The sequence below is a fragment of the Thermoanaerobaculia bacterium genome (genome assembly GCA_035717485.1).
Taxonomy (GTDB): domain Bacteria; phylum Acidobacteriota; class Thermoanaerobaculia; order UBA5066; family DATFVB01; genus DATFVB01.
On sequence record DASTIQ010000092.1, the window covers coordinates 1 to 22,387 of the forward strand.

Annotated in this window: 25 protein-coding genes; 14 read left to right on the plus strand and 11 right to left on the minus strand. The window is 67.7% G+C overall.

Annotated elements, in window-relative coordinates; all coding sequences use genetic code 11:
- Positions 1-303: 303 nt before the first annotated feature.
- Entirely contained in the window at positions 304-1,065 is a 762-nt protein-coding gene (locus tag VFS34_04815; protein HET9793763.1) for a hypothetical protein, read from the plus strand.
- A gap of 55 nt (positions 1,066-1,120) precedes the next feature.
- Here the strand turns inward: VFS34_04815 and VFS34_04820 are convergent, their stop codons facing one another.
- Positions 1,121-1,993 carry a transporter gene (locus VFS34_04820; GenBank protein HET9793764.1) on the minus strand — a complete coding sequence of 291 codons (873 nt, stop codon included), beginning with the start codon at positions 1,991-1,993 and terminating at the stop codon, positions 1,121-1,123.
- A gap of 363 nt (positions 1,994-2,356) precedes the next feature.
- Between VFS34_04820 and VFS34_04825 the strand changes: the two genes are divergently transcribed.
- Genes VFS34_04825 through VFS34_04845 form a run of 5 tightly spaced genes read left to right on the plus strand, consistent with a single transcriptional unit; the run spans position 2,357 to position 6,447 of the window.
- Positions 2,357-3,562, plus strand: a complete 1,206-nt coding sequence (locus tag VFS34_04825; GenBank protein HET9793765.1) for a DUF3300 domain-containing protein — start codon at positions 2,357-2,359, stop codon at positions 3,560-3,562.
- Positions 3,563-3,572: 10 nt separating this feature from the next.
- Entirely contained in the window at positions 3,573-4,502 is a 930-nt protein-coding gene (locus VFS34_04830; GenBank protein HET9793766.1) for a DUF2950 domain-containing protein, read from the plus strand.
- A 23-nt stretch (positions 4,503-4,525) separates the two neighbouring features.
- Entirely contained in the window at positions 4,526-4,999 is a 474-nt protein-coding gene (locus VFS34_04835; protein HET9793767.1) for a hypothetical protein, read from the plus strand.
- A 27-nt stretch (positions 5,000-5,026) separates the two neighbouring features.
- The gene (locus VFS34_04840; GenBank protein ID HET9793768.1) at positions 5,027-5,908 is read left to right on the plus strand and encodes a hypothetical protein; all 882 of its coding nucleotides are present in this window, start codon (positions 5,027-5,029) and stop codon (positions 5,906-5,908) included.
- 11 nt (positions 5,909-5,919) lie between these two features.
- Positions 5,920-6,447, plus strand: coding sequence for a DUF4136 domain-containing protein (locus VFS34_04845; GenBank protein HET9793769.1), 528 nt, complete (start codon positions 5,920-5,922; stop codon positions 6,445-6,447).
- A gap of 3 nt (positions 6,448-6,450) precedes the next feature.
- On the opposite strand, the gene VFS34_04850 is transcribed toward VFS34_04845, so the two are convergent.
- A complete protein-coding gene (locus tag VFS34_04850) occupies positions 6,451-7,086 on the minus strand; it encodes a response regulator (GenBank protein ID HET9793770.1) in 636 nt (211 codons plus the stop codon).
- A 116-nt stretch (positions 7,087-7,202) separates the two neighbouring features.
- Between VFS34_04850 and VFS34_04855 the strand changes: the two genes are divergently transcribed.
- The 5 genes from VFS34_04855 to VFS34_04875 all read left to right on the plus strand — a co-directional run bounded on the left by VFS34_04855 (position 7,203) and on the right by VFS34_04875 (position 12,900).
- A complete protein-coding gene (locus VFS34_04855; GenBank protein ID HET9793771.1) occupies positions 7,203-9,125 on the plus strand; it encodes a PAS domain S-box protein in 1,923 nt (640 codons plus the stop codon).
- A 68-nt stretch (positions 9,126-9,193) separates the two neighbouring features.
- Positions 9,194-9,574: a response regulator gene (locus VFS34_04860; protein HET9793772.1), complete on the plus strand. Its 381-nt coding sequence runs from the start codon at positions 9,194-9,196 to the stop codon at positions 9,572-9,574.
- A 14-nt stretch (positions 9,575-9,588) separates the two neighbouring features.
- Positions 9,589-10,416: a hypothetical protein gene (locus tag VFS34_04865; protein HET9793773.1), complete on the plus strand. Its 828-nt coding sequence runs from the start codon at positions 9,589-9,591 to the stop codon at positions 10,414-10,416.
- A gap of 4 nt (positions 10,417-10,420) precedes the next feature.
- Entirely contained in the window at positions 10,421-11,479 is a 1,059-nt protein-coding gene (locus VFS34_04870; protein ID HET9793774.1) for a DUF481 domain-containing protein, read from the plus strand.
- 353 nt (positions 11,480-11,832) lie between these two features.
- Positions 11,833-12,900 carry a hypothetical protein gene (locus VFS34_04875; GenBank protein ID HET9793775.1) on the plus strand — a complete coding sequence of 356 codons (1,068 nt, stop codon included), beginning with the start codon at positions 11,833-11,835 and terminating at the stop codon, positions 12,898-12,900.
- A gap of 69 nt (positions 12,901-12,969) precedes the next feature.
- Here the strand turns inward: VFS34_04875 and VFS34_04880 are convergent, their stop codons facing one another.
- The gene (locus tag VFS34_04880) at positions 12,970-13,395 is read right to left on the minus strand and encodes a hypothetical protein (GenBank protein ID HET9793776.1); all 426 of its coding nucleotides are present in this window, start codon (positions 13,393-13,395) and stop codon (positions 12,970-12,972) included.
- Between the two features lie 175 nt (positions 13,396-13,570).
- Between VFS34_04880 and groL the strand changes: the two genes are divergently transcribed.
- Entirely contained in the window at positions 13,571-15,190 is a 1,620-nt protein-coding gene (groL, locus tag VFS34_04885; protein HET9793777.1) for a chaperonin GroEL, read from the plus strand.
- Positions 15,191-15,359: 169 nt separating this feature from the next.
- Here the strand turns inward: groL and VFS34_04890 are convergent, their stop codons facing one another.
- A complete protein-coding gene (locus VFS34_04890) occupies positions 15,360-15,725 on the minus strand; it encodes an HPF/RaiA family ribosome-associated protein (GenBank protein HET9793778.1) in 366 nt (121 codons plus the stop codon).
- Between the two features lie 185 nt (positions 15,726-15,910).
- On the opposite strand from VFS34_04890, the gene VFS34_04895 reads away from it, so the two are divergent.
- Both VFS34_04895 and VFS34_04900 read left to right on the plus strand, forming a co-directional pair.
- Positions 15,911-16,393: a CBS domain-containing protein gene (locus VFS34_04895; GenBank protein HET9793779.1), complete on the plus strand. Its 483-nt coding sequence runs from the start codon at positions 15,911-15,913 to the stop codon at positions 16,391-16,393.
- Between the two features lie 61 nt (positions 16,394-16,454).
- The gene (locus tag VFS34_04900) at positions 16,455-16,796 is read left to right on the plus strand and encodes a hypothetical protein (GenBank protein HET9793780.1); all 342 of its coding nucleotides are present in this window, start codon (positions 16,455-16,457) and stop codon (positions 16,794-16,796) included.
- A gap of 16 nt (positions 16,797-16,812) precedes the next feature.
- Here VFS34_04900 and amrS read toward each other — a convergent pair whose 3' ends face one another.
- The 7 genes from amrS to VFS34_04935 all read right to left on the minus strand — a co-directional run.
- Positions 16,813-17,928, minus strand: a complete 1,116-nt coding sequence (gene amrS / locus VFS34_04905) for an AmmeMemoRadiSam system radical SAM enzyme (GenBank protein ID HET9793781.1) — start codon at positions 17,926-17,928, stop codon at positions 16,813-16,815.
- The gene (locus VFS34_04910; protein ID HET9793782.1) at positions 17,925-18,593 is read right to left on the minus strand and encodes a phosphoribosyltransferase; all 669 of its coding nucleotides are present in this window, start codon (positions 18,591-18,593) and stop codon (positions 17,925-17,927) included. The genes amrS and VFS34_04910 overlap by 4 nt, the downstream gene beginning before the upstream one ends.
- Entirely contained in the window at positions 18,590-19,291 is a 702-nt protein-coding gene (locus VFS34_04915; GenBank protein HET9793783.1) for a dienelactone hydrolase family protein, read from the minus strand. Before VFS34_04915 ends, VFS34_04910 begins: the two co-directional genes overlap by 4 nt.
- The gene (locus VFS34_04920) at positions 19,288-20,151 is read right to left on the minus strand and encodes a helix-hairpin-helix domain-containing protein (protein ID HET9793784.1); all 864 of its coding nucleotides are present in this window, start codon (positions 20,149-20,151) and stop codon (positions 19,288-19,290) included. Before VFS34_04920 ends, VFS34_04915 begins: the two co-directional genes overlap by 4 nt.
- Entirely contained in the window at positions 20,148-20,591 is a 444-nt protein-coding gene (locus VFS34_04925; protein ID HET9793785.1) for a DUF5335 family protein, read from the minus strand. The genes VFS34_04920 and VFS34_04925 overlap by 4 nt, the downstream gene beginning before the upstream one ends.
- A gap of 302 nt (positions 20,592-20,893) precedes the next feature.
- Positions 20,894-21,577, minus strand: coding sequence for a BON domain-containing protein (locus VFS34_04930; GenBank protein ID HET9793786.1), 684 nt, complete (start codon positions 21,575-21,577; stop codon positions 20,894-20,896).
- An 88-nt stretch (positions 21,578-21,665) separates the two neighbouring features.
- Positions 21,666-22,387, minus strand: a 722-nt coding sequence (locus VFS34_04935; protein ID HET9793787.1) for an HlyD family efflux transporter periplasmic adaptor subunit, incomplete at its 5' end; no start/stop codon positions are given.

A 22,387-nucleotide genomic window follows, 5' to 3' on the forward strand; every position in this document is an offset into this window, starting at 1 on the left:
CGTCGCGCTGTCGATCGCCTGTTCGCGTTCGGGGAGGGTTTCCGTTGCTGAAGTCATATGTACCTCTCAGCTTCGAGTGGTGTGCTCTCGTGGCAAAATGAGAAATCTCGGCACGGCGTGCGTACGTGTCCGGCCGTTTGCCGACCTGGCTCGGGCTGGGGAGACGTCCACGTTTCTCATTGTGGGGAGGCGGCCGGCAAAGTTCTATTGGACCAAGGTCTAATGGAACGGAACGGCAGCGGGGACTAGAGTGGCAAACGGCCGGCGCGGGAGAACCGACCGGCACGACAGGAGCGACGAATCATGCGACGACCATTGACGTTGGGATTGGGACTCTGGCTCGCCGCGGCGAGCCTCCCGGGTCAGCCCGCGGCGGCTCCGCCGACTGCGGATGGGAAGGCCGCTCCGCCGGCCGCGGCTCCAGCCGCCGCGCCGTCTGCTTCTCCGGCGACCGCACCCGCCCAGTCGGTCGTCGGGATCTTCCGGATCGAGTTGCAGCCGAGCGGGTCGGCGTTCGCGCTCGGTGAACCCCGTCTCGAAGGCGACACCTACGTCTACCGCGGTCTGGTCGAGAAAGCCGAGGTGCGGGTGCCGAAGGCGCAGGTGCGCACGATCACGCCGCTGACCCGCGACGTGAACAAGGAGACCGCCTGGCAGATCGACCTCGTTCCGTCCGGCATCGTGATCGCCCGCGAGGAGCCGAAGCTGAAATCGAACGCCTGGGTCTTCCACGCGGTCAAGAACGGGACGTTGATGAGCCTGAAGCGCACGGACGTCAGGACGATCACCCGGCTGACCGGCATTCCCGCCTTCAAGGCGAAGCAGAAGGAGCTTGGCGCGAGCCTTCTGGCGGACAATCTGCCGATGGAGGGGAGCGCCGTCCACCCCGCTCCGGCGCCGAAAGGCGCGGCTCCCGCAACGAAGGCGGCCCCGGCGTCCCCGGGCAACTGGCATTACGAGGGGGTGCCGGGGGCAACCGATGCGTACGCACCCGGTAACGCCGTCGTCGCTCATCCCGGCGACGTGCCGAAGGCTCCCGAGCCGCCTCCGCCCCCGCCTCGTTGAGCCCGACCCGCCCGGGCATCGCCCCGCGGACCGTGTCGCGCCCCCGATCCGGACCCTATTTCGGGAAAAGCAGCGTCACGACGACCCGGTAGCCCCAGCCCGACGCCCCGTTCTCCGGCGACGCCGCCCAGTAGCGCAGGCCCCCGGCCAACTGCACCGGCTGCTTTCCGAAACGCATCAACTGCGCGACCGTGAAGTTGAGCGGCACCGACCAGCGATCCTTCGCGGCCTTCCAGTTGTACGTGCTCTCCGTGTTGAGGGTGAATGTCGTGAGGGTCTTCGTCGTTCGCGCGACGAACGGCTGAACGAAGAGCGCGTTGATTTCCGCCCGGTCCGAATCTCCGGCGTACGACCAGAGTTGATTCGCGAGCATTCCGACCGTCCAGCCCGATTTCTGCGTCAGCACGACGAACGTCGGCCCCGCCGCCCACTTCTTCCCTCCGAGCGACTCGTCCGTCGCGGTGGGGAACAGAAGCGCGGGCCCCACGCCCCAGACGATTCCTCCCGAGGTCGGCTCCTTCGGCGAAAAGAAGAGGCTCTGCAGGGTGTCGCCGAGGCCTCCCTGACGGCCGTCGTCGACGACGTGCGACTGGTACGTGAGAGGCAGGATCGTGCGGGAGATGACGTTCCAGTCGCGGCTGATCGAAATCGGAATGACGGGCTGGACATTGGCGACGAACTTGAAGCCGTCGCCGCCGGCGAATCCGTAGTCGAAATTCATCTGCACCGGCGCGCTGATGAGGTTCGCGATCGGATTCGAGAGTTTCTTGGCGAGCTCCGCCCCATTGGAGGACGCCGCGGCCGCGCCCGGGGACGGAGAATCCTGCGGCTGTGCCGAGGCGGCCCGTGTTCCGGCGCCCGCCAGAGCACCGACAAGCATGGCGGCCATGAGGGTCCGATGCGCATTCGTCGTCGGTCCGCGTTTCATTTCTTGCTCCTCGCCGCATCGTAGGGATCCGCTGGAGCGGGCGAAATTGGACCTTGGTCCAAGTGACGCCGGAATCGCGTCATCCCGCACGTGATCACCGCGAACAGGCTCACGACGATGCGGTGCGACGTCGGAGAGGTCCGTGCGCTCGCCTTCGGAGACGTCCGGAACGCGCGAGACCTTCGGTGCCGTGACGCGCCATCACTAAGACCTTGGTCCCATAGAAGGCCGGCTCTCGCTCCTCTACAGTGAACTCCGTGCGGCAGCCGACAGGGGCGCCGCCCCGGGAGGATGGCCATGAAGAAACGTTCCGACAGCGAGAGAGCGGTTCGAAGCGGAACCGCAATTCTCCTTTTGCCCTTGGTGGCGTTCGTTTCGTCCGGTCCGGCGTTCGCGGCGCAGGCTCAGACCGCCGCGGCTGCCCCGGCGACCTCGACGGCCAAGCCCGCGGCGGGGGCCCCGGCGGCCGGTGCGGCGGCACCGACCAAGTTCTCGACCGACCAGCTCGAACAGATGGTCGCCCCGGTCGCGCTCTACCCGGATTCGCTCCTGACCCAGATCTTCATGGCTTCCACGTTCCCCATCGAAATCGTGCAGGCGGCGCGCTGGCTGGAGAAGAACTCCGGCCTGAAGGGGAGCGCCCTCGACGAGGCGCTGAAGAAAGAGACGTGGGACGCGAGCGTGAAGTCGATGTGCGGATTCCCCGACGTGTTGAAGCGACTGAACGAGAACCTCGACTGGACGCAGGACATGGGAGAAGCCTTCCTCGCCCAGAGGTCCGAAGTCCTCGACGCGGTCCAGAGGATGCGCGGCAAGGCCTACGAGTCCGGCAATCTGAAAACGACGGAACAGCAGACGGTCACCCAGCAGCCCGACAAGATCATCGTGATCCAGCCGTCGAATCCGGAAGTGATCTACGTGCCGCAATACTCGAGCACCGTCGTGTACGGCTCGGCGTGGTCCTACCCGACGTACTACTACCCGCCCGCCTACTACGCGCCCGTCGGCTACGGCGCCATGGCGTTCACGGCGGGGATGTTCATGGGAGCGGCGATGTGGGGCGGCGCCTCCTGGGGATGGGGACACAGCGACGTCAACGTCGACATCGATCGCCAGAACAATTTCAACAAGAACACGAACGCCAACTTCAAGAACCAAGGTCAGGGCAATAGAGGTCAAAACGCGGGCGGCAAGCAGAGCTGGAACCGCAGCCAGAGCAACTCGGCCAGGGCGCAGAGCAAGGGGGGCGGTGTCTCGAACAACCAGGCCCGGGGCTACGGCTCGAACTCGAGCGCGCGAGGCCAGGGCGCTTCGGCCTCGACGCGGAGCTCGGGCGGTTCCCGCGGCGCTTCCGCCTCTCCTTCGACCCGGGGCGGAGCCGGCGGAGGGGCATACGGCTCGGGTGCTTCCGGCCGCTCCTCGGGATCGTCTTCCTACGGCGGCGGCAGCCGCGGAAGCTCGGGCAGCAGCGCCTTCAGCGGCTCGCGCGGCGGGTCGAGCTCGACGCGTTCCTCGAGCTCACGGGGTTCCATGAGCCGTGGCGGCGGCGGCCGCGGCGGACGGCGGTGAGGAGACGACGATGAAGAACAGAACTTTCGGATTCCTGATCGCGGCGGCGATCGTCATGGCGCTCGCCGCGGTGCTCGCCTCCGCCCAGACTTTGGGCCCGGCCGGCTATTCCACGCCCGAAGAAGCCATGCGGGCCGTCGCGGCCATCGCGGGCACGGGCGATACACGGAAGGCGGAAGAGATTTTCGGCAAGGACGGCCTCGACCTGCTCCATTCGGGGGATCCCGTCGCGGACAAACAGGACGGCCAGCGCGTCAAGAAGTACATCCAGGAAAAGGTCGCCTTCGAGGACCGAAGCGAAGGCGGAAAGACCCCGCTCATCGGGAAGGACCGATGGCCGTTTCCGATCCCCCTCGTCCTGGAGAACGGGCGCTGGCACTTCGACATCGCCGCCGGGCGGGAAGAGATCGCCAACCGCCGCGTCGGACGGAACGAGCTGTCGACCCTCGAAACCATGCACGCGTACGTGGATGCCCAGCGCGAATACTTCGCGGGAAAGTACGCGGGGACCCGCGCGTACGCCACGAAGTTCTTCAGCTCCGAAGGGAAGCGCGACGGGCTCTACTGGCCCACCGCTCCGGATGCCCGCCGGAGTCCCCTCGGGCCGCTGGTCGCCGAGGCCGCCGAGGAGGGGTACACGCAAGGCAGCGGCGAGCCTCAGCCGTTCCACGGCTACTACTTCCGGATCCTGACGGCGCAGGGCAAGAGCGCTCCGGGCGGAGCGCGGAGCTATCTCGACGAGAACGGCGCCATGACGAAAGGCTTCGCGCTGCTGGCATGGCCGGCGAAGTACGGCAACTCCGGCGTCATGACCTTTCAGATCAACCGGCAGGGCATCGTCTTCCAGAAGGACCTCGGCCCCTCGACCGACGTCACGGCACGCGCGATCACGGAATACGACCCCGACGAATCGTGGGAACCGACCGCGGACGGATTTTGAGATTTGTGGAAAAGGAGACCCGAATGAGACCCCTGAGAATCGTCTTCGCCGCGGCGCTCGCGGCGCTCACCCTCCCGCTCGCCGCCCAACAGAGCTCGACGAGCAACATGGACATCCTGCGCGACAAGTTGAAGGGCGACCGCAAGGTTCTGGTCGCCGCGAACATGAACCTCTCCGACGCCGAGGCGAAGAATTTCTGGCCGATCTACGACGCATACCAGAAGGAACTGAGCGACCTCAATACTCGGACGATCAAGGTGATCGAGGACTACGCCGCCGCCACCGAACAGGGAAGGATCTCGAACGCGGCGGCCCGCGATCTGCTCTCGCGAGTCATGGACATCGACCAGGACGAAGTCCGGATGAAGAAGAACTACGTGAGCAAGATGCAGCGCGTGCTTCCGGACGCGATCGTCGCCCGCTGGGCCCAGATCGAGAACAAGATCCGCGCGGCCGTCCGCTACGAGCTCGCCGCGAGCATTCCGCTCGTCGAGTAGGCGCCCAGAGAAAGAGGAAAAACGGCCATGAAACGATCATCGATTCCCCGAACGTCACTCGCGCTGGCGGCCGCGCTCGCCCTCGCCGCTGTCGTGTGTCCCCGACGGGCCTCGGCGCAGGTGTTCGCTCATCCCGAGGGCGACCACTGGGCCTGGGCGATCGCCCTCGAACCTTGGGCGCCGACGATCAACGGAGACCTCAACCAGGGGGTCCCCCCGGCGGAAGGGAACGGCACGCCGGGAGAACGGTTCAACGTCAAGATCGGCCCGAACGACTACCTGAGGAACCTGAAGTTCGCGCTGCCCCTCGCCATCGACATCCGGAACCGGCGCTTCTCGATCCTCACGGACATCGGCTACGTCGACTTCAGCCAGGATTCGAACATCACCGGGGTGCGGCCGGCGGCGTCGGCGAACGGCATCGAGGTAACCGGCAATCTCGGCACGAAGACGGATCTCAAGGGTCTCCTGTGGACGGAGGGATTCGGCTGGACCGTCGCGGGCAGCCCCGACGGGAGTTTTCTCGACCTTCTCGTCGGCGTGCAGTTCTTCGGGCTGAAGTCCGAAACGAAGTGGCATCTCGAGGGCACCATCACCGGCCCCGGCGGCAACGAGGTGATTCTTTCGAAGGACGGCAAGGCCTCGAACAACGCGAACCTGTGGGACGGCATTTTCGGCATCCGGGGCAAGGCCCGGATCGGCCGGCAGTGGGCGGTTCCGTACTACGCCGACATCGGCGCGGGAACGTCGAAGCTCACGTGGTCGGGTGCGGCGGGGATCGCCTTCGAACCGGGAAACTGGCAGTTCGCCCTGTCGTGGCGCCAGATTTCCTGGTCGCAGAAGGACGACAAGCTCGTCCAGGGCCTCCGGGTCGGCGGGCCGGCGCTCGCGATCGGCTACGCCTTCTGACGGAGGGAGCGATGAAAAAACTCCTGCCGGGAATCCTTTCCCTGGCGCTTCTCGTCGTCGGCTGCTCGTCTCTCGAGACGGGCGCCGACTACGAGCCGGGGACCGATTTCTCGAAGTACCGGACGTTCTCCTTCCAGGAGGGTTCCGGGCAGCCCTCTCATCCCTTCGTCGTGGAGCGCGTGCGCCGAGCGGTCGCGGCGACGCTCGAAGGAAAGGGATGGAAGGCCGTCGAGAGCGGGGGAGATGCGACGGTGTACACGCATTTCCACCTCGACTCGAGGACCCAGATGACGACGACCGACTACGCCTCCGCCGGATGGTACGGATGGCGGTGGGGGGGCGGCGTCGCGACGACGACCGTGAGCGAGATTCCCGTGGGAACGATCGTCATCGACGTCGTCGACTCGGCCGAGAAGAAGCTGCTCTGGCGCGGCTGGGGCAAGGACGACGTCACGTCGCGCCGATCCCCGGAAGAGGCCGAAGCCTACGCCCGGAAGGTGATGGCGAAGCTCTTCGAGAATTTCCCGCCGGCGAAGTAGCGTTCAGGCGGGCGCGGCGGCGCTCCCGGAGATGCCGAGACGGGACGCCATGCGGACGAGCTCGGCGAGCGATTTCGCTTCCATCTTCGCCATCACCTGCGCGCGGTGGACCTTGATCGTCTTCTCCGCGATGTCGAGCCGCGATGCCGCCTGCTTGTTGAGCATCCCGGCGACGACGAGCGCCAGGACCTCCCGCTCGCGCGGCGTGAGGTGATCGAACCGCTGCCGGAGGATCGCGATCTCGCGTTCGGAACGCCGATCGTCGCGGTCCTTGTCGATCGCCCGCCCGATGGCGTCGAGGAGCTCCCTGCGGCCGAACGGCTTCGGGAGGAAGTCGACCGCTCCGCTCTTCATCGCCCGGACGCTCGACGGAATATCGCCCCGGCCGCTGATGAAGACGATCGAAATCCTCTTTCCGTTCGCCGCCAGCATCTCCTGGAGCTTCAGGCCGTTGATGTCGGGGAGATACAGGTCGAGGAGGAGGCAGGACTCGGCCTCGGGAAGACCGGCTTCGAGGAACTCGGCGGCGCGCGCGTAGGTGCGGACGTCGAAGTCCTCCGTCTTCAGGAGACGCGACACGCTCTTTCGGATCGCCGGGTCGTCGTCGACGACGCAGACGATGGATTTTTCGACGGTCACGGCCCCGATCTTCCCGTCGGCATCCGCCGCGAGACAACCGTCAAACGCATCAATTCCTTCGTTTCGAGCCAAATGCATCACGCCGCCGGGGGGCGGCGGCTCCTATCCTCGGCGGAATGAACCGGCTGACCGTCGCCTGGTCGATCGCGTCCGGGGTGTGCGCCGCGCTGGCCGCGGCTCACCTGGCGGTCTGGGCCTCCCGCCGCTCCAAGAAGAGGCACCTGTTGTTCGGGATCGCCGCGCTGGCGGCGTCGGCCAACGCTCTCGCCGAGCTCGCCATGTTCACGGCGCAGACCGCGGCCGCGTACACGGCGGCCCACCGCGTGTCGGTGGCGACCGTCGGGATTCTCGTGGTGTCGATGGTCTGGTACGCCCGCGTCTATACCGGCGACGGGCGGCGCTGGCTCGCGTGGTCGGTAACCGCCGCCTGGGGAGTCGTCGTCGCGGTCGACCTGATCGACCCGTTCGGCCCGATCTTCGGGCCGATCCGGGTGCTTCGGACCACCCGCACGGCGTGGGGGGATCCATTCGTGCTCCCCGTCGCCCCGCTCCATGCGACCCGCGAGCTGCTGGACGTCGCCGACGTGTTCCTCGGTCTCTTTCTCATCGACCTCCTCTGGACGATGTGGAAACGCCGGGACCGCCGGCACCTGCTCGCGGCGGCGCTCGGAATCGGCGCGATCATCACCGTGGGCCTGATCCAGGTCCGGATGGTCGCGCACGGGTCGCTCGAGATGCCGCCCATCGGATCGTTCATTTATCTCGCGATCGTCTCGATCGCGGGATACCCGCTGACGGCCGACGTGATCCGGATCGCCCACATGGCCGACCGCCTTCGCGAATCGGAGATCAGCCTCACGGAAAGCCGGAGGATCGCCATCCTCGCCGCCGACGAGGCGCAACGCGCGGAAGAGTGGTTTCGCCGCGTCTTCGACGCGTCGCCGAGCGCGATGGTCCTGGTGGACCGCGAGGGGACGATCCGCCTGGTGAATTCGCGCGCGGAATCGCTTTTCGGATATTCCCTCGGGGAGCTCGTCGGGCGCCCGGTGGAAGCGCTGGTCCCGGATCGGTTCGAGCACGCCCGGCATCGCCGATCCTGGTTCGAGCATCCGCACGACCGGTCGCCCGTGGGACGCGAGCTGTACCTGCTCCGGAAGGACGGAACCGAGATCCCCGTCGAGATCGGGTTGAGCTCGGTTCGTTCGGGAGACGCGGCCTTCGTGCTCGCGTCGGTCGTGGACATCACCGCGCGGCGCCAATCCGAGCTCGAGCTCGCGCGCCAGCGAAACGAGCTCGCCCACCTCTCGCGACTGACCACGATCGGCGAGCTCGCCGGGTCGCTCGCCCACGAGATCAACCAGCCGCTCACGGCGATCCTCTCCAACGCCCAGGCGGCGCAGAGGCTGATCGAACGAACCCCGCCGGACCTCGCGGAGGTCGCCGACATCCTCCACGACATCGTGGAATCGGACAAGCACGCCGGGGAAGTGATCCGGCGGCTCCGGACGATGCTGCGAAAGGAGGAGGAACACTTCGAACGGCTCGACATGAGCGAGACCGTCCAGGACGCTCTGAAGCTCGCGCGGAGCGACCTGTTGAACCACGGCGTCACCGTGGAGACCGAGCTCGCCGCCGGACTCCCGGCGATCGACGGCGATCGCGTGCAGCTCCTCCAGGTGCTCCTGAACCTCGTGCTCAACGGCATCGACGCCGTGGCGAACGAGCCGCCCGAGCGGCGGAGAATCTTTTTCGGCACCGCGCGGGCGGAAGGAGAAGAGAGCGCCGTTCACGTGTGGGTCGGAGACTCGGGACCCGGGATTCCGGAGGGAGAGCTCGACAGGATCTTCGACCCCTTCTTCACGACGAAACAGACCGGGATGGGCCTCGGATTGTCGGTCTGCCGGACGATCGTGACGGCCCACGGCGGCCGGATCTCTGCGACGAACGATTCCGGGCGGGGGGCGACGTTCCACGTCGTTCTTCCGGCGCGCGCGCGGGATCTCCGCGAGGAGGAAGTGCCGGCAATGAGCGTCGGGTAGAGAGTGTGGCGGGGGTAAGACCAAGGTCTAATATCTTCGGCTCCTCCTTCCCCTTACGATCGACGAGGGTGAGCCAGGCACTGATGATCGCCATCGTCGACGACGAAGAACCCATCCGAAAAGCGCTCAGCCGTCTGCTGCGCGCCAGCGGATACCGCGTGGAGACCTATGCTTCCGGGGCCGACTTCCTCGCTTCCCTGGAGCAGGGCCGTCCCGATCTCCTCGTGCTCGATCTGCACATGCCGGGCCTGAGCGGCTTCGAGGTGCACGAGGCCGTCAACTCTCTCGATCGGCCCGTTCCGGTGATCGTGATCACCGGGCACGATTCTCCCGAGACGCGCCAGCGCGTGATCGACGGGCGGGCCGCGGCGTACCTGCGGAAGCCGGTCGACGAGGAGCTCCTGATCCGCGCGATCTGCGAGGCGACCGGCTCGCCGCTCCCGGCCTGACGGCGGCGATCCGCGTGAAGCCGATGCGCCGCCCCTCGGCCGTCGCGAGCGCCGTGCTCTTCGGTGCGCTGGCGCTCTTTGGCGCCTCCCGCGGCGCGCTTGGAGACGAGACGCCCGCGGCCGGCGCCGGATCACCGCCTTCGACCGAGCTCGGGCAGGACACGGATCCGACCAAGCCGGTTCTCTTCAGCCTCCGCGACGAATACTTCGATCTGCCGGGCGGAAGCTGGATCAATGCCTTCATCCTCCGCAAGGACACCCTCGCGTGGCAGGAAAAGCCGATCCTGGGACGAGCCCGCGGGGTGCTCCTTCGGTCCGAGCTGCCCGTGGCGACCTCGCATCTCGGCGGCGAGACGACGACCGGTCTCGGCGACGGCTACGTGCAGGCCCTCCTCCTTCCCCGGCTCGGCGGCAACTTCCTGCTGGGAATCGGAACGGGCCTCGTGATTCCGACTGCGACCGACCGCCGGCTCGGCACGGGAAAGTGGACGATCGCGCCCATGATCGCGCCGCTCTGGTACCTTCCGCGGCAGGCCTACGCGTTCGTCAAGGTCCAGGAATTCGAGTCGTTCGCCGGGCCTTCGAGCCGTCCCGACGTCAGCTACCTCCTGATCACGCCGACGGCGCTCTGGAGAGTTTCGCGGCGCTGGTGGATGCTCGTCGACAGCGAATCGAGGACGAGCTGGACGCTCGACGGGACCACGTCGTTCCGCTCCGGGCTCCTCTTCGGGAGGATGCTCACCCCGCGGGCGGGTCTCTCGCTCAAGCTCGAGGTGCCGTGGGGGAACCATCGGCTCGGCGACTGGACGCTGAAGGCGAGCTACTACTATGCCCGGTTCTGAAACGATGAGGTCGGTTTCGGCCGCGATCGTCCTCGCGGCTGTCCTGGGGCTCGCGGCTCCGCTCGGCGCCCAGCCCGCGTCGCCTCCGCCGGCTTCCGGCGCCGACTCGATCGACGTCGTCGAGATGAAGAACGGCGACCGAATCAGCGGCGAGATCAAGTCGTACAGCGAAGGCCGGCTGTTCGTGTCCGCCCCCGAGGGGGACATCAACGTCAAATGGAACAAGATCGTCAGCATCCGGTCCGTGAAGCAGTTCGAGATCGAGACGACCGCCGGATTGCATCATTTCGGCTCGCTCGCGGCGTCGGATCCCCCGGGCAGGCTGCTGCTTCGAACGGGAAGCGGCTCTCTCACGATCGATTTCTTCGACGTCGTCCGGATCACGCCGATCTACCAGACCTTCTTCCGGCGGATCGACGGATCGCTCGACCTCGGGATGAACTACACCCACGCGAGCGACCTTCTGCAGTTCGACGTCACGGCCGACGCGAAATTCAGGAAACCGAAGTTCGTCGTGCTCGCCGATCTGTCGCTCTTCTACTCGCGCCAGAACGGGGAAACCACCTCGCAGCGCGGAAACCTGATGTTCACCTACATCCGGATGCGCCCGAACCGCTGGGTTTCGGGCGGCCTCGTGGGCTTCGAGAACAACCGGGATCTGGGCCTGCAGCTCCGGGAAACGGCCGGCGTCTTCGGCGGACGCTTCCTCGTCCTGAAGAACCAGACGAACCTCGTGGCGACCGTGGGGCTGATGGGCAACCACGAAAAAGGGACCTCCGGAGAATCCGACAACAACCTCGAGGGCGCCGTAGACGCTCGATATTCGACGTTCACGTACGACTACCCGAAGCTCTGGTTCGACGCGTACCTGAGAGTCGTCCCCGGCATCACCGACGCGCCCCGCGTCCGCGTCGACGCGAACGTGAAGCTCAAGCGCGAGATCGTGATGAGGGACTTCTACCTCTCGATCTCCGTCTTCTACAACTACGACAGCGTTCCCCCCGCCTCGCACGCGGTGAAGAGCGATTGGGGGCCCATCCTCTCGATCGGCTGGACCTTCTAGACGCAGGCGCGGCGATCCATCGAATGATGCGGGCGCGTGCCGCCCGCGGTCTCCCTGCGACGTACTGGCGTCAGTACGCCTCGGTCGCCGCGGGCGTCCCGCATCCCGCCTGATTCGCGTCTCGCCGCGCTTAGGCGTTGTTTGTCAACCGAGCGCTCTCCTCTCATTCGGCTGGAGGTTCTAGGTACGCCTCGGCCGCGGGCGGGGCGAGCGCCTCCCGTCGGGCTCACGCCTCGGCATGCTTTCGCGGGAATCTGATCTGACCACCGCCGAGCGTCCTTCGGCCGACGTCGGGCGCGACGCCGAAAACTCACACGATCCTTGGCTTGATTTCGTGTATTGTCGCGCTGACGATGCGTACCGCGAGGGCAATCGGGCTTCTGGCGGCCGTGCTCGCTCCGGCGGCCGTGCGAGGCGCGACGGACGCGGCCGCGGATTTTCCGAACGTCCGCGTCGGCGGCCAGCTGTTCGCCGACTTCACGTACCAGGCCGCGCCGTCCGGGACGGATGCCGCGGGGAACGCGATCCATCCGAATTCCTTCAACGTCACCCGCGCCTACGTCAACGTCTTCGGAAACCTCTCGCGGGTGATTTCCGCGCGCATCACCTCCGACATCGTCCGCGATACCGATCCGAACAGCTCGCTCTCGGGGAGCGCCGTGTACCGGCTCAAGTACGCTTACGCCCAGGCGGCTCTCGACGACGCGATCGGAAGAGGGAGCTGGATCCGGATCGGGCTGCAGAGCACCCCGTACATCTCGTACGTCGAAGAGGTCTACCCGTACCGGTTCCAGGGTCCGCTGTTCTTCGACCGCGAAGGCCTTCTCGTGTCGGCGGACGCCGGCATCTCCGCGCGCTGGGCCTTCCCTTTCGATTACGGCGACGTCGTCGTCGGCGTCTTCAACGGGGAGGGATACGCCCACTCGGAAGCCAACGATCAGAAAGCGCTGCAGGCGCGAATCGGCATTCGTCCGCTGCCGAGACACCCGGTCCTCCGCGGACTGCGCTTCGCGGTCTTCGGCGACCGGGATCACTACCAGGGAAGCGACCCGAAGGACCGCCTCGCCGGCGTCGTGACGTTCGAGCACCCGTGGTTCAACGCGGGCTTCGAATTCGGGCGCTTCCGGGACCGCTCGACGCCGGGTGCTTCCGAAGCGAACGGCCGCGGGTGGTCCGCCTGGGCGACTCCGCGGACGCCGATCGGCGTCGGAGGTCTGCTCCGCTACGATCACACCGAGCCCGACGAACACACCGGCGCGACGAGGACGAGGGAGATCGCCGGCATCGCGTACTGGTTCCCCCTCCAGAAGGGAATCGCGACCGCCGTCATGGTCGATTACGAGAGGGACCGCTATCCCGGCTTCTCCCCGCCGAAGCCGACGGAAGAGCGCTGGGCGCTGCACACGCTCGTGAGCTTCTAGCCGGGGGCCCGGCCGGAACCGCGCGCGGCATGCGCGCGGTTCACGGACGTCCCTCGTTTCGACGTTTCGCTATTCCTCCATCGACCAGATCAGCGCGAGGGTTTCGACCACGTCGATGATCGTCCCCCCTCCGATGTCCGACGTGTGCATCTCGATCGTTTCGGCCCAGATGTTGTAGACCTTCCGGTCGCCGCGGCCGTTGAGGCTGTCCGAGAGGAGCGCGATCGGCCGTTCCGCGTCGGAAAACTCCGTGTGCCACGAATTGAAGACGACGATGTCGCTCGTCGTCTTGTTCTGGACCATGGCGCGGGCCTTGAACTTGCCTTGGTCGGCGATCCATTCGATCGTCGAGAAGGGCCAGAGCGAGTATTCGGTGACCTCGGGTTGAAGGTTGTAGTTCTTTCGCTCCCCGATGGTTGCCGCGGCGACCCTCAGGTCGCCCATCGACACGCGCGCCCGGAGCTTCGAACGATCGGCCGACTTTCTGCTGGGCATGAACCCCCCCTTTTCTGAAGGGGAGCCGTTTCGCGCCCCTTCATGGACTCCCATCGGAGTCGCCGGAAAAAGGGGACACGGCGTCGTCCCGATCTGCCATGTCACTGATGAAGCTGGATCTTGGCGTTCCGGGGCCTGGCGGATACCGTGGTGGAGGAACGAAAGCGAGGCCGTCATGCCCTACAAGAAGCTGGATTTCGGGGCTTCGGCGCGAGAGCGCGTGCTCGCGGGCGCCACGATGCTGACCGACGCCGTGCGAGTCACCCTCGGGCCCCGTTCGAAGAGCGTGCTCATTGAGAAGAAGTGGGGAAGCCCCGTCGTCTGCAACGACGGCGTCACCATCGCCCGGGAAGTCGAGCTCGAAGACCCGGAGGAAAATCTCGGCGCCCGGATGATGCGCGAAGCCGCGACCCGCACCGGCGACGCGGTCGGCGACGGAACCAGCACCGCCACGATCCTGGCCCACGCGATCTTCGCCGACGGGGTCCGCAACGTCGTCGCGGGAGCGTCGGCCGTGGAGCTCAAGCGCGGGCTCGACCGCGGCGCGCGCGCGGCGATCGAGGCACTGAAGAAACTCTCGCGGCCGGTCGCGAGCCGGAAGGAAAAAGCGCAGGTCGCGACGATCTCGGCACACAACGACCCGTCGGTCGGCGAGGTGGTCGCCGACGCCGTCGAGAAGGTCGGAAACGAAGGAGTGATCTCGGTCGAAGAAGCGAAGGGGACGGAGACGACACTCGAAGTCGTGGAAGGCATGCAGTTCGATCGCGGCTTCCTCTCGGCGTATTTCGTGACGGATCCGAAGGGGATGGAGTGCGTCCTGGAGGATGCCTTCCTCCTCCTCTACGAGAAGCGCATCACGCACCTGAATGACCTGCTCCCGCTCCTCGAGAAGGTCGCAAAGTCGGGAAAGCCGATGCTCGTCGTCGCCGAGGAGATCGAGGGGGATGCGCTCGCGACGCTGGTCGTCAACAAGCTGCGGGGGACGCTCGTCACGGCGGCGGTGAAGGCGCCCGGATTCGGCGATCGGCGGCGCTCGATGCTCGACGATCTCGCCGTCCTGACCGGCGGCCGCGTGGTCAGCGAAGAGCTCGGCATCAAGCTCGAGAACCTCTCGCTCGAAGACCTCGGGCGCGCGAAGAGGATCGTCATCGACAAGGATCACACGACGATCATCGGCGGCGCGGGAACGCGGGAAGCCATCGATGGTCGGTGCCGCGACCTGCGCGAGCAGATCGAGAAGGACACGTCCGAGTACGACCGCGAGAAGCTCCGCGAGCGCCTCGCGAAGCTCTCCGGCGGCGTCGCCGTCGTTCACGTCGGCGCGCCTTCGGAAGCGGAGATGAAGAGCCGCAAGGAGGCGTTCGAGGACGCGATCAGCGCGACGAAGGCGGCGATCGCGGAGGGCATCGTTCCGGGCGGCGGCCTCGCGTACCTGCGGGCGATCGACACGGTGGCGGAGGAAGAGGCGAAGTCGGAGGGAGACTTCCGAACGGGCCTTCAGATCCTCAAACGCGCCCTGGAGTCTCCGTGCCGCCAGATCGCCGCGAACTCGGGCGTGGACGGCGGCGTCGTCATCGACCGGATGCGCGGGCGGACGGACAGCTTCGGATTCGACGCGGCGAAGGGAGAGTATGCGGACCTGGTCGACCGCGGGATCGTGGACGCGACGAAAGTGCTCCGGATCGCCCTCGAGAACGCCGTCTCCGTCGCGAGCACGCTTCTCCTGACCGAGGCGACGCTCACGGAAGTGCCGGAGAAGCATGCCGGCCCGGAGCCGGCGCTCTCGGAAGCGTAGCTGACGCGTCGCCGACCCGTCGACGGACGTTCAGCACACGCCCGGGAGCGCCGCGGTCGACCCGGACCCCGTCGGACCCGCATGGTCTCCGGGCGGCGGAAGAGAGAGCCGGGCCGCGGAACGACGGGGCTCTGACGCGGTTCCCGACCCTCTTGCCGCCCTCGCGGCGCTACCGCGCCCGGTCGACGCTGATCTCCGGCGGCCCCGCGTGCCGCTTGACCTCCCCGCGCGTCTTGCGCAGGTGGTCCTCGACGCGGCGGCGCAAGGCGTCGAACCCGTCGCGGACCGCGACGTACACGTCCTCCTCGTCGGGTTGGCGGTCGATATCGAGCTCCTCGCCCGAAACGGTCGTGCGGATCCGGACGTTGTAGAGAAATCCCTTGCGGTGATGTCCATGGCCCGCTTCGACCCAGACCTCGCAGCGCTGGACGAGGGGCGAGAACTGGTCGAGTTCGGCGGCGCGCTGGCGAATCTTCGCCTCGACGGCTTCCGAAGGCGCCATGCCGAGGAAGGTGATCTTCAGAGGAATGTTCATCGGATTCTCCTTTCCGCCGACTCCGCGGCGGAACGCAGGTTCTCCACGCTCCCAGTATCGGCCTAGGCCGCGAACGGGGAAACCTCCATTTGGATCAAATCCGGAGCGCTCTCTTCGATGTGTCTGGATCAGGTAATGGATGCGCCGATCGCGGACAATTCCAAGGGCGCTTCAAGGAGGGCATCATGAAAATTCGTACCGTGATGAACACACCCGTCAAGACCATCGGTTCCGGGAGCAGCCTGGCGGCGGCGGGAAAGATCATGTCCGAGAACGACTGCGGGGTGCTCCCCGTGGTCGACGAGAAGGATCACGTGATCGGCGTTCTGACGGACCGCGACGTCTGCCTCGCGCTCACGTCGAAGAACCGGCCGGCCTCGGAAGTCCCGGTCGACGAAGCGATGTCTCCGCGCGTATTCGCCTGCGGACCCAACGACGAGGTGCAGGCGGCGCTCGAGACGATGCAGTACCGTCTCGTCCGGCGGCTGCCGGTCCTGGATGATTCGCGGCGGCTCGTCGGGATCGTCTCGATCGACGACATCGTCATTCATGCCGGCCCGGTGACGGCGAAACCCCCGACGGAAGTCACGTACGGAGAGGCGTTCAGCACGCTGAAGGCGATCTGCGGAACCCGCTTTTCGCATCCGCCCCTCATCGTCACTCCCTGAGCGGGGGAGACCGGCTCCCGGCGCGACCCGCCGGGAGCCCCTTTTCGGGAGTGAGGTCGACATGATTCCGCGGAGCAATCGCGCGGCCCGTCATCCGCACGCGGCGCGGAGGCCGCTATTCCTCGGGGCGATTCCGCCTCCCCGGCGGGGTCCTTCCTGCTGGGAAATTCATCGGGAGAGCGGCGCCGGGCGCGACCGTTTCGAAATCTACTTCCACGGCGCGCGCATCGGCCGGGAGAGGGGAGCGGCGGAGCTCGAAGAACTGCTCGCCGGGGCCCGGCTCCGCCGGGACGACGTTCATCGGGTCATCGCCGCTCTCGGAGAGCATCCCGTCGTCTGGGTGGAGGTCCGACTCGAAGAGTCTCCGGCCGTGCGCCTGCCCGCCGCCGGACCGCGTTTCTGACCGTCCCTTCCCGCGATCAGGAACGATCGGTCGTCAGGGCACCGGGAAGCGGGAGGCGCACGGGAACGCGAATTCCGCTCCAGTCTCCCGGCACGCTCTCGAAGACTCCGGGAATCTCGGCCGCACATTCGACGCAACGTCCGCGCTCGTCGAGCTCCCAGTCGGCCACGAAGAACCCGCGCCGGCCGACGACCGAGGCGCCGCAGGACGGGCAGAGGGTCGTCGACCCGGCGTCGTCGCGGACGTTTCCGGTGTAGGCGTAGCGGATGCCGTTCCGCCGCGCGATCTCGCGGGCGCGGCGGAGCGTCTCCGGAGGCGTCGGCGGCACGTCGGCCATCTTCCAATCCGGGTGGAACGCGGTGAAGTGCAGCGGGACGTCCGTCCCGAGGTGGTCGGCGATCCAGCGCGTCATCGCGTCCGTCTCGGCTTCCGAATCGTTCAGCCCGGGGATCATGAGGTTCGTGATCTCGAGCCAGACGGAGGTTTCCTTCCGGATGTATTCGAGAGTCTCGAGGACCGGCGCCAGGTGCGAGGCGGTCACGCGGTGGTAGAAGTCCTCCGTGAACGCCTTCAGATCGACGTTGGCCGCGTCGATCTTCCGGTAGAACTCGCGGCGCGGCTCGGCGCACATGTATCCCGCCGTGACCGCGACCGACTTGATCCCGAGCTCGCGGCAGGCGTCGGCGACGTCGATCGCGTACTCGAAGAAGATCGTCGGGTCGTTGTAGGTGAACGCGACGCTCCGGCACCCGAACTCGCGGGCGGCGCGCGCGATCGTCTCGGGAGAGGCCTCTTCGGAGAGCTTCGAGATCTCGCGCGACTTGCTGATGTCCCAGTTCTGACAGAAGCGGCAGGAGAGGTTGCATCCCTCCGTACCGAACGAGAGCACCGACGTTCCCGGGAGGAAGTGGTAGAGAGGCTTCTTCTCGATGGGGTCGACGCAGAAGCCGCTCGAGCGGCCGTACGTCGTCAGGACGATCGCGTCCGCCTGACGGGCGCGGACGAAGCAGAGGCCCCGCTGCCCCTCGTGGAGCGCGCAGAACCGGGGGCAGACGTCGCACTGGACGCGGCCGTCGGGCAGCGCGTGCCAGTGGCTCGTCTCGACGACGGGGCCGGCCGGCCGGGCCTTCATGGCCGCCCGCCGCCCGTGGGGGCCGGCTCCTCGTCGCGGGTCGAAAGGAATTCGCGCACCTCCTCGTCGGTCGTCTGGCCGAAATCGGCGTACCACTCGCCGACGGCCATGAAGTGGGGAGGCGTCGAGACGCAGATGCACGCCTCGGCGGCCGCCGCCGCGTCGTCGCAGGCCTCGGAAGAGGCGACCGGCACGGCCACGACGATCGAGCGCGGCGAGAGCTTCCGAACGGCGGCGACGGCGGCGCGCATCGTCGCGCCCGTGGCCAGCCCGTCGTCGATCAGCAGGACGGTCTTCCCGGCGAGCGGCAGGGGCGGCCGCCCTTCGCGGTAGGCCCGCTCGCGGCGGCCGAGCTCCTGGCGCTCGCGCGCGATGGCGTCGTCGATGGCGTCCCTCGATACGCCGAGCCGGGCGATGAGGTCGTGCGAGAGCACGGTGACGTCCCCGGAGGCGATCGCGCCGATCGCGAGCTCGGGATTTCCCGGGTGACCGATCTTCCGCACGACGAAGACGTCGAGGGGGGCATCGAGGGCCCGGGCGACCTCCCAGGCGACGGGCACTCCGCCGCGGGGAAGGCCGAGGACGACGACGTCCGGACGATGCGCGTAATCGGAGAGCTTCTGGGCGAGCACGCGGCCCGCGTGTCTTCGATCGGTGAAGATCATGGCCGTTCCTTTCCGGCGGTTCCCCGAGGGAAGTACTCGCCGAACCATTCGGACGCGCGTCGCGCGACTTCCGCGAGAGCGCCCGGCTCCTCGAAGAGATGCGTCGCCCCGGGCACGACCTCCAGCCGCTTCTCGCAGCTCAGGCGCTCGAGGGCGGAGCGATTCAACGCGAGAACGAGGTCGTCGCGTCCTCCGACGAGGAGCAGGGTCGGCGACTTCACGCGTTCCAGGGTGTCGCCGGCCAGGTCGGGCCGCCCTCCCCGCGAGACGACCGCCGCAACTTCCGGGCCAAGATAGGCCGCCGCCACGAGCGCGGCCGCCGCCCCCGTGCTCGCGCCGAAATAGCCGAACGGCATTCCGTGCGGGATCTCCTCGACGAGCCAGCCGGACGCGCGGACGAGCCGCTCCGCCAGCAGATCGATGTCGAAGCGGAGGCGGGCCGTCGAGAAGTCCGCTTCCTCCTCTTCGTGGGTCAGGAGATCGAAGAGCAGCGTTCCGAGTCCGTGGCCGCGGAGCGTCTCCGCGACGTAGCGGTTCCGCGGGCTCAGGCGGCTGCTCCCCGCCCCGTGGGCGAAGACCACGACGCCCCGGGCTCCGTCGGGAATCCGAAGCTCGGCGTCGAGGGAGACGTCCCCGGCCGGGATCTTCAGATCGGCGACCCGGGCCTCCCGGGCCAGCGTGCCGGCATCTTCGTTCATCGTTCGCTCCTGTTCGCGGCGGTCGAGGGCGGCGCCGCGGATTCGTTTTCGCGTCCCCGGACCACCCGCCGGCCGTCCGGGGCATCGACGACGGTCCATGTCCGATCCCCGTCGCCGGTATCGGAATAGATGACCACCCAATCGCGCGTCCTGCCCAGGTCGTGCGCGCGGGCGGTGTTCGAGAAGAGGGCGGTGTAGTGGCGGCCGCCCCGAGCCGTGTGCAGGACCGGCAGCCACCGCTCGTGCCGGGGATTGAACCGGCGCGGCGCGATCCTCGGTATCGATCCCGCGGCGGCGCCCCGCCGATACTCGCGGTCGACGTCGAGGAGGTCGGCGACCGGAGGCTCGCCGGCGGCCGCCGGAGAGGGAACCTGGACGCGGCCGAGGCGGGCGGCGAGGGAGTCGCGAACCCCGGAGACGCGTTTGTCCCCCATCCCCCGGATCCGGGCGAGCCGCCCGTCGTGGGCGGCGGCCTCGAGGTCCTCGAGCGTGTGAATGCCGAAGTCACGGTCGAGCGTCCGCGCGAAGCGCGGTCCGATGCCGGGAACCGTCGCGAGCAGCGCTTCGGGATCCGTGTCGGCGCGCAGGCGATCGAGCATCGCGAAGCGGCCGGTCACGACGAGGTCCCGGATCGCGCGGGAGATCGCCCGCCCGATTCCAGGCAGGCGGTCGAGTCCGTCGAGCCCTTCGATCGAGAGGATCTCGGCGACGCTCCGGTCGATCCCGCGGACGTTTCGCGCGGCCCGGGCCCAGGCTCCCACCCGGAACCGATTCGCGCCCCGGGCGAGGAGCAGGCGCCCGATCTCCTCGAGATGCGCCGCGACCTGCTCGTTGACCGCGAGGCGCGGATGAGCGCTCATCGAATCCTCGCCGACGGCGGTTTCGACCGCCGTTTCCGGCGGGAAAGCGGGGCCGCCATCCCGTCGACCGCTTCGACCGGCTGGGGCGAGCGGAACTCGAGGAGAGTCCGCCGTCCTCCGGCCGATTCGATCTCGACGGCCGCCTCGGCGCCGCCTTCCAGGATTTCCACCCAGATTCGGCGGCAATCCTCGATCCGATGCTCGATGTGATCGTCGGCTCCCCGGCCGACTTCGATCGCGACGCTCGGCCGCGGCGAGGCCACGGCGCTGGCGCCGTGGAAGGGCAGTCCCGAAATTTCCTTCTGCGCTCCGCGCTCGGCGATCAACTCCTCGACGTCGACGAGCCACCCGTCGTGCCGGCGGCTGAATTCTTCGAAGAACGCGGGCCAGCGTCGGCGGGGAATCTCCTGCGTGCGGGTGCGAATCGTGTTCGTTTCCATGATCGAACCCCGTCCGCGAGGATCGCTCCACGGGGCCGGAAATGCCAGATGCGTTTGTCTTAAGGCACGGCAGACAAGCGGGAATCAGAGCCGCGCGTCCATGGGATCCGCCGAAATTCGGAAAGCCGCCCCGCCATTCCTCGCTGCGAAGAATGACGTCGACAATGCGAAACGACGACGAGGCGCGGCGTGCGGGAAGACGCGTTCGATGGATCGGGCGGCGGTGAAGGCGTACGGGTGACGTACGTCGAACCGCCGCCCGGGCCACCGGACTCGGATGACGGCGCGTATCGCCGCGCCGTCTACACGTAGGGTTCGATGCGGAGATCCGCCGACAGGTATCGGACGTTCGGCGCCCGCCGGACGGCATCGAGGATCGCCTGCTTCTCCGCCCACGAATGGACGCGCCCCTCGAGCGTCACCTTGCCGTCGGAGACGTGAACGTCGATCATGTCCGCTTCCCGGTCGGCACGCCGTTCGAGCGTTTCCTGGATCGCCTTTCGAAGCTTCGTCTCGTCCGTCTTCGTCACGGCGACCGTCAGATTGTTCGCGACGCCCTTCACTCCCTGGAGCCGGCGAACCGCGCGTTCGGCCTCGTAGCGGTCGAGGAGACTTGCGACCTCTCCCTCGAGCGTCACGAGCCCGTGGGACACCGTCGTCCGGATCTTCGTGTCGGGAAGGAAAACGTCCCACTCGAGAACGTTCCGAACCGCGTGGGCGAGCTCGGTGTCCGTCCGCGCGAGCGAGCCGGGGATGTGGACCTCGACGTCGTCGACGACGTCCAGGACTCCGAAGACCCGGTGCGCCGCCTCGCGCGCCGCGAGCTTCTTCGCGTAGCTGTCCACCGTGCCCGTCAGCGTGACGATTCCGCCGTCGACCTCGACTCCCACATCCGTTTCCCGGACCCGGGTGTCCCACCGGAATTCCCGGAGCACGTCCTGCTGGATTCGCCGATCGGTCCGAACCACCGCTTCCATCGTGGTCATATGTCCTCCTTCGAGGCGATCGCCGCGCGACCGCCGGGGCGTCTCTCAGCATGCGCGCGGGCCCCGCCCCGGTCCACGTCCAATTGCATCAATTTGCTCGGGAAACCGCGGGATTCGGCCCCCGGACCCGGCGCCCCTCGACGATCCTGTCCCCGGGATGCAGCACGACCGTCTCGCCCCCGCCGAGGCCCCCGAGGACTTCCGCGACCTCGGCGTTCCGGTGCCCGACCCGCACGTCCCGCCGGCGGGCGCGCCCTCCCTCGACGACGAAGACGCTCCATCCGTCGCCCTGGCGGAAGAGCGCGCTCGCCGGAGCCGTGAGGGCGTTCTTCCCCTCCCAGACCGTGACCGCGACCTCGACGCGATAGGCGTCTCCGAGGCGCCCGGGCGGGTCGAGGAGGTCGCCCACGACGTTGACGCGCTGCTCCTCGACGCCGAGAGCCGAGATCTTGGTGAATGCCGCCGGCTCGATCGTGCGCACCCGGGCGCGGAGCGGAGCTCCGGCGCCGCCGTCGACCGTCATCTCCATGCCGGGCGACACCCGGACGGCGTCCGTCGAGAGGAGATCGACGACGATTTCGAGCGCTCCCGGCTCGCCGACCTCGACGACCGCCGTCCCGGCGGGGACCGACCGCTCGCTCTCCTGGACGACGCGGAGGACGCGCCCGGCGACGGGAGAGCGAACCGGGACGGAGGCGCGGCCGCGGGCGCCCGGCTCGTCGGCGATGAGCACGGCGCGGGCGGCCTCCGCCTGGAAGGCGGCCGCGGTCGCCGCGAAACGCGCCGCGTCGAGCTCGCGCGCGCGGGTCA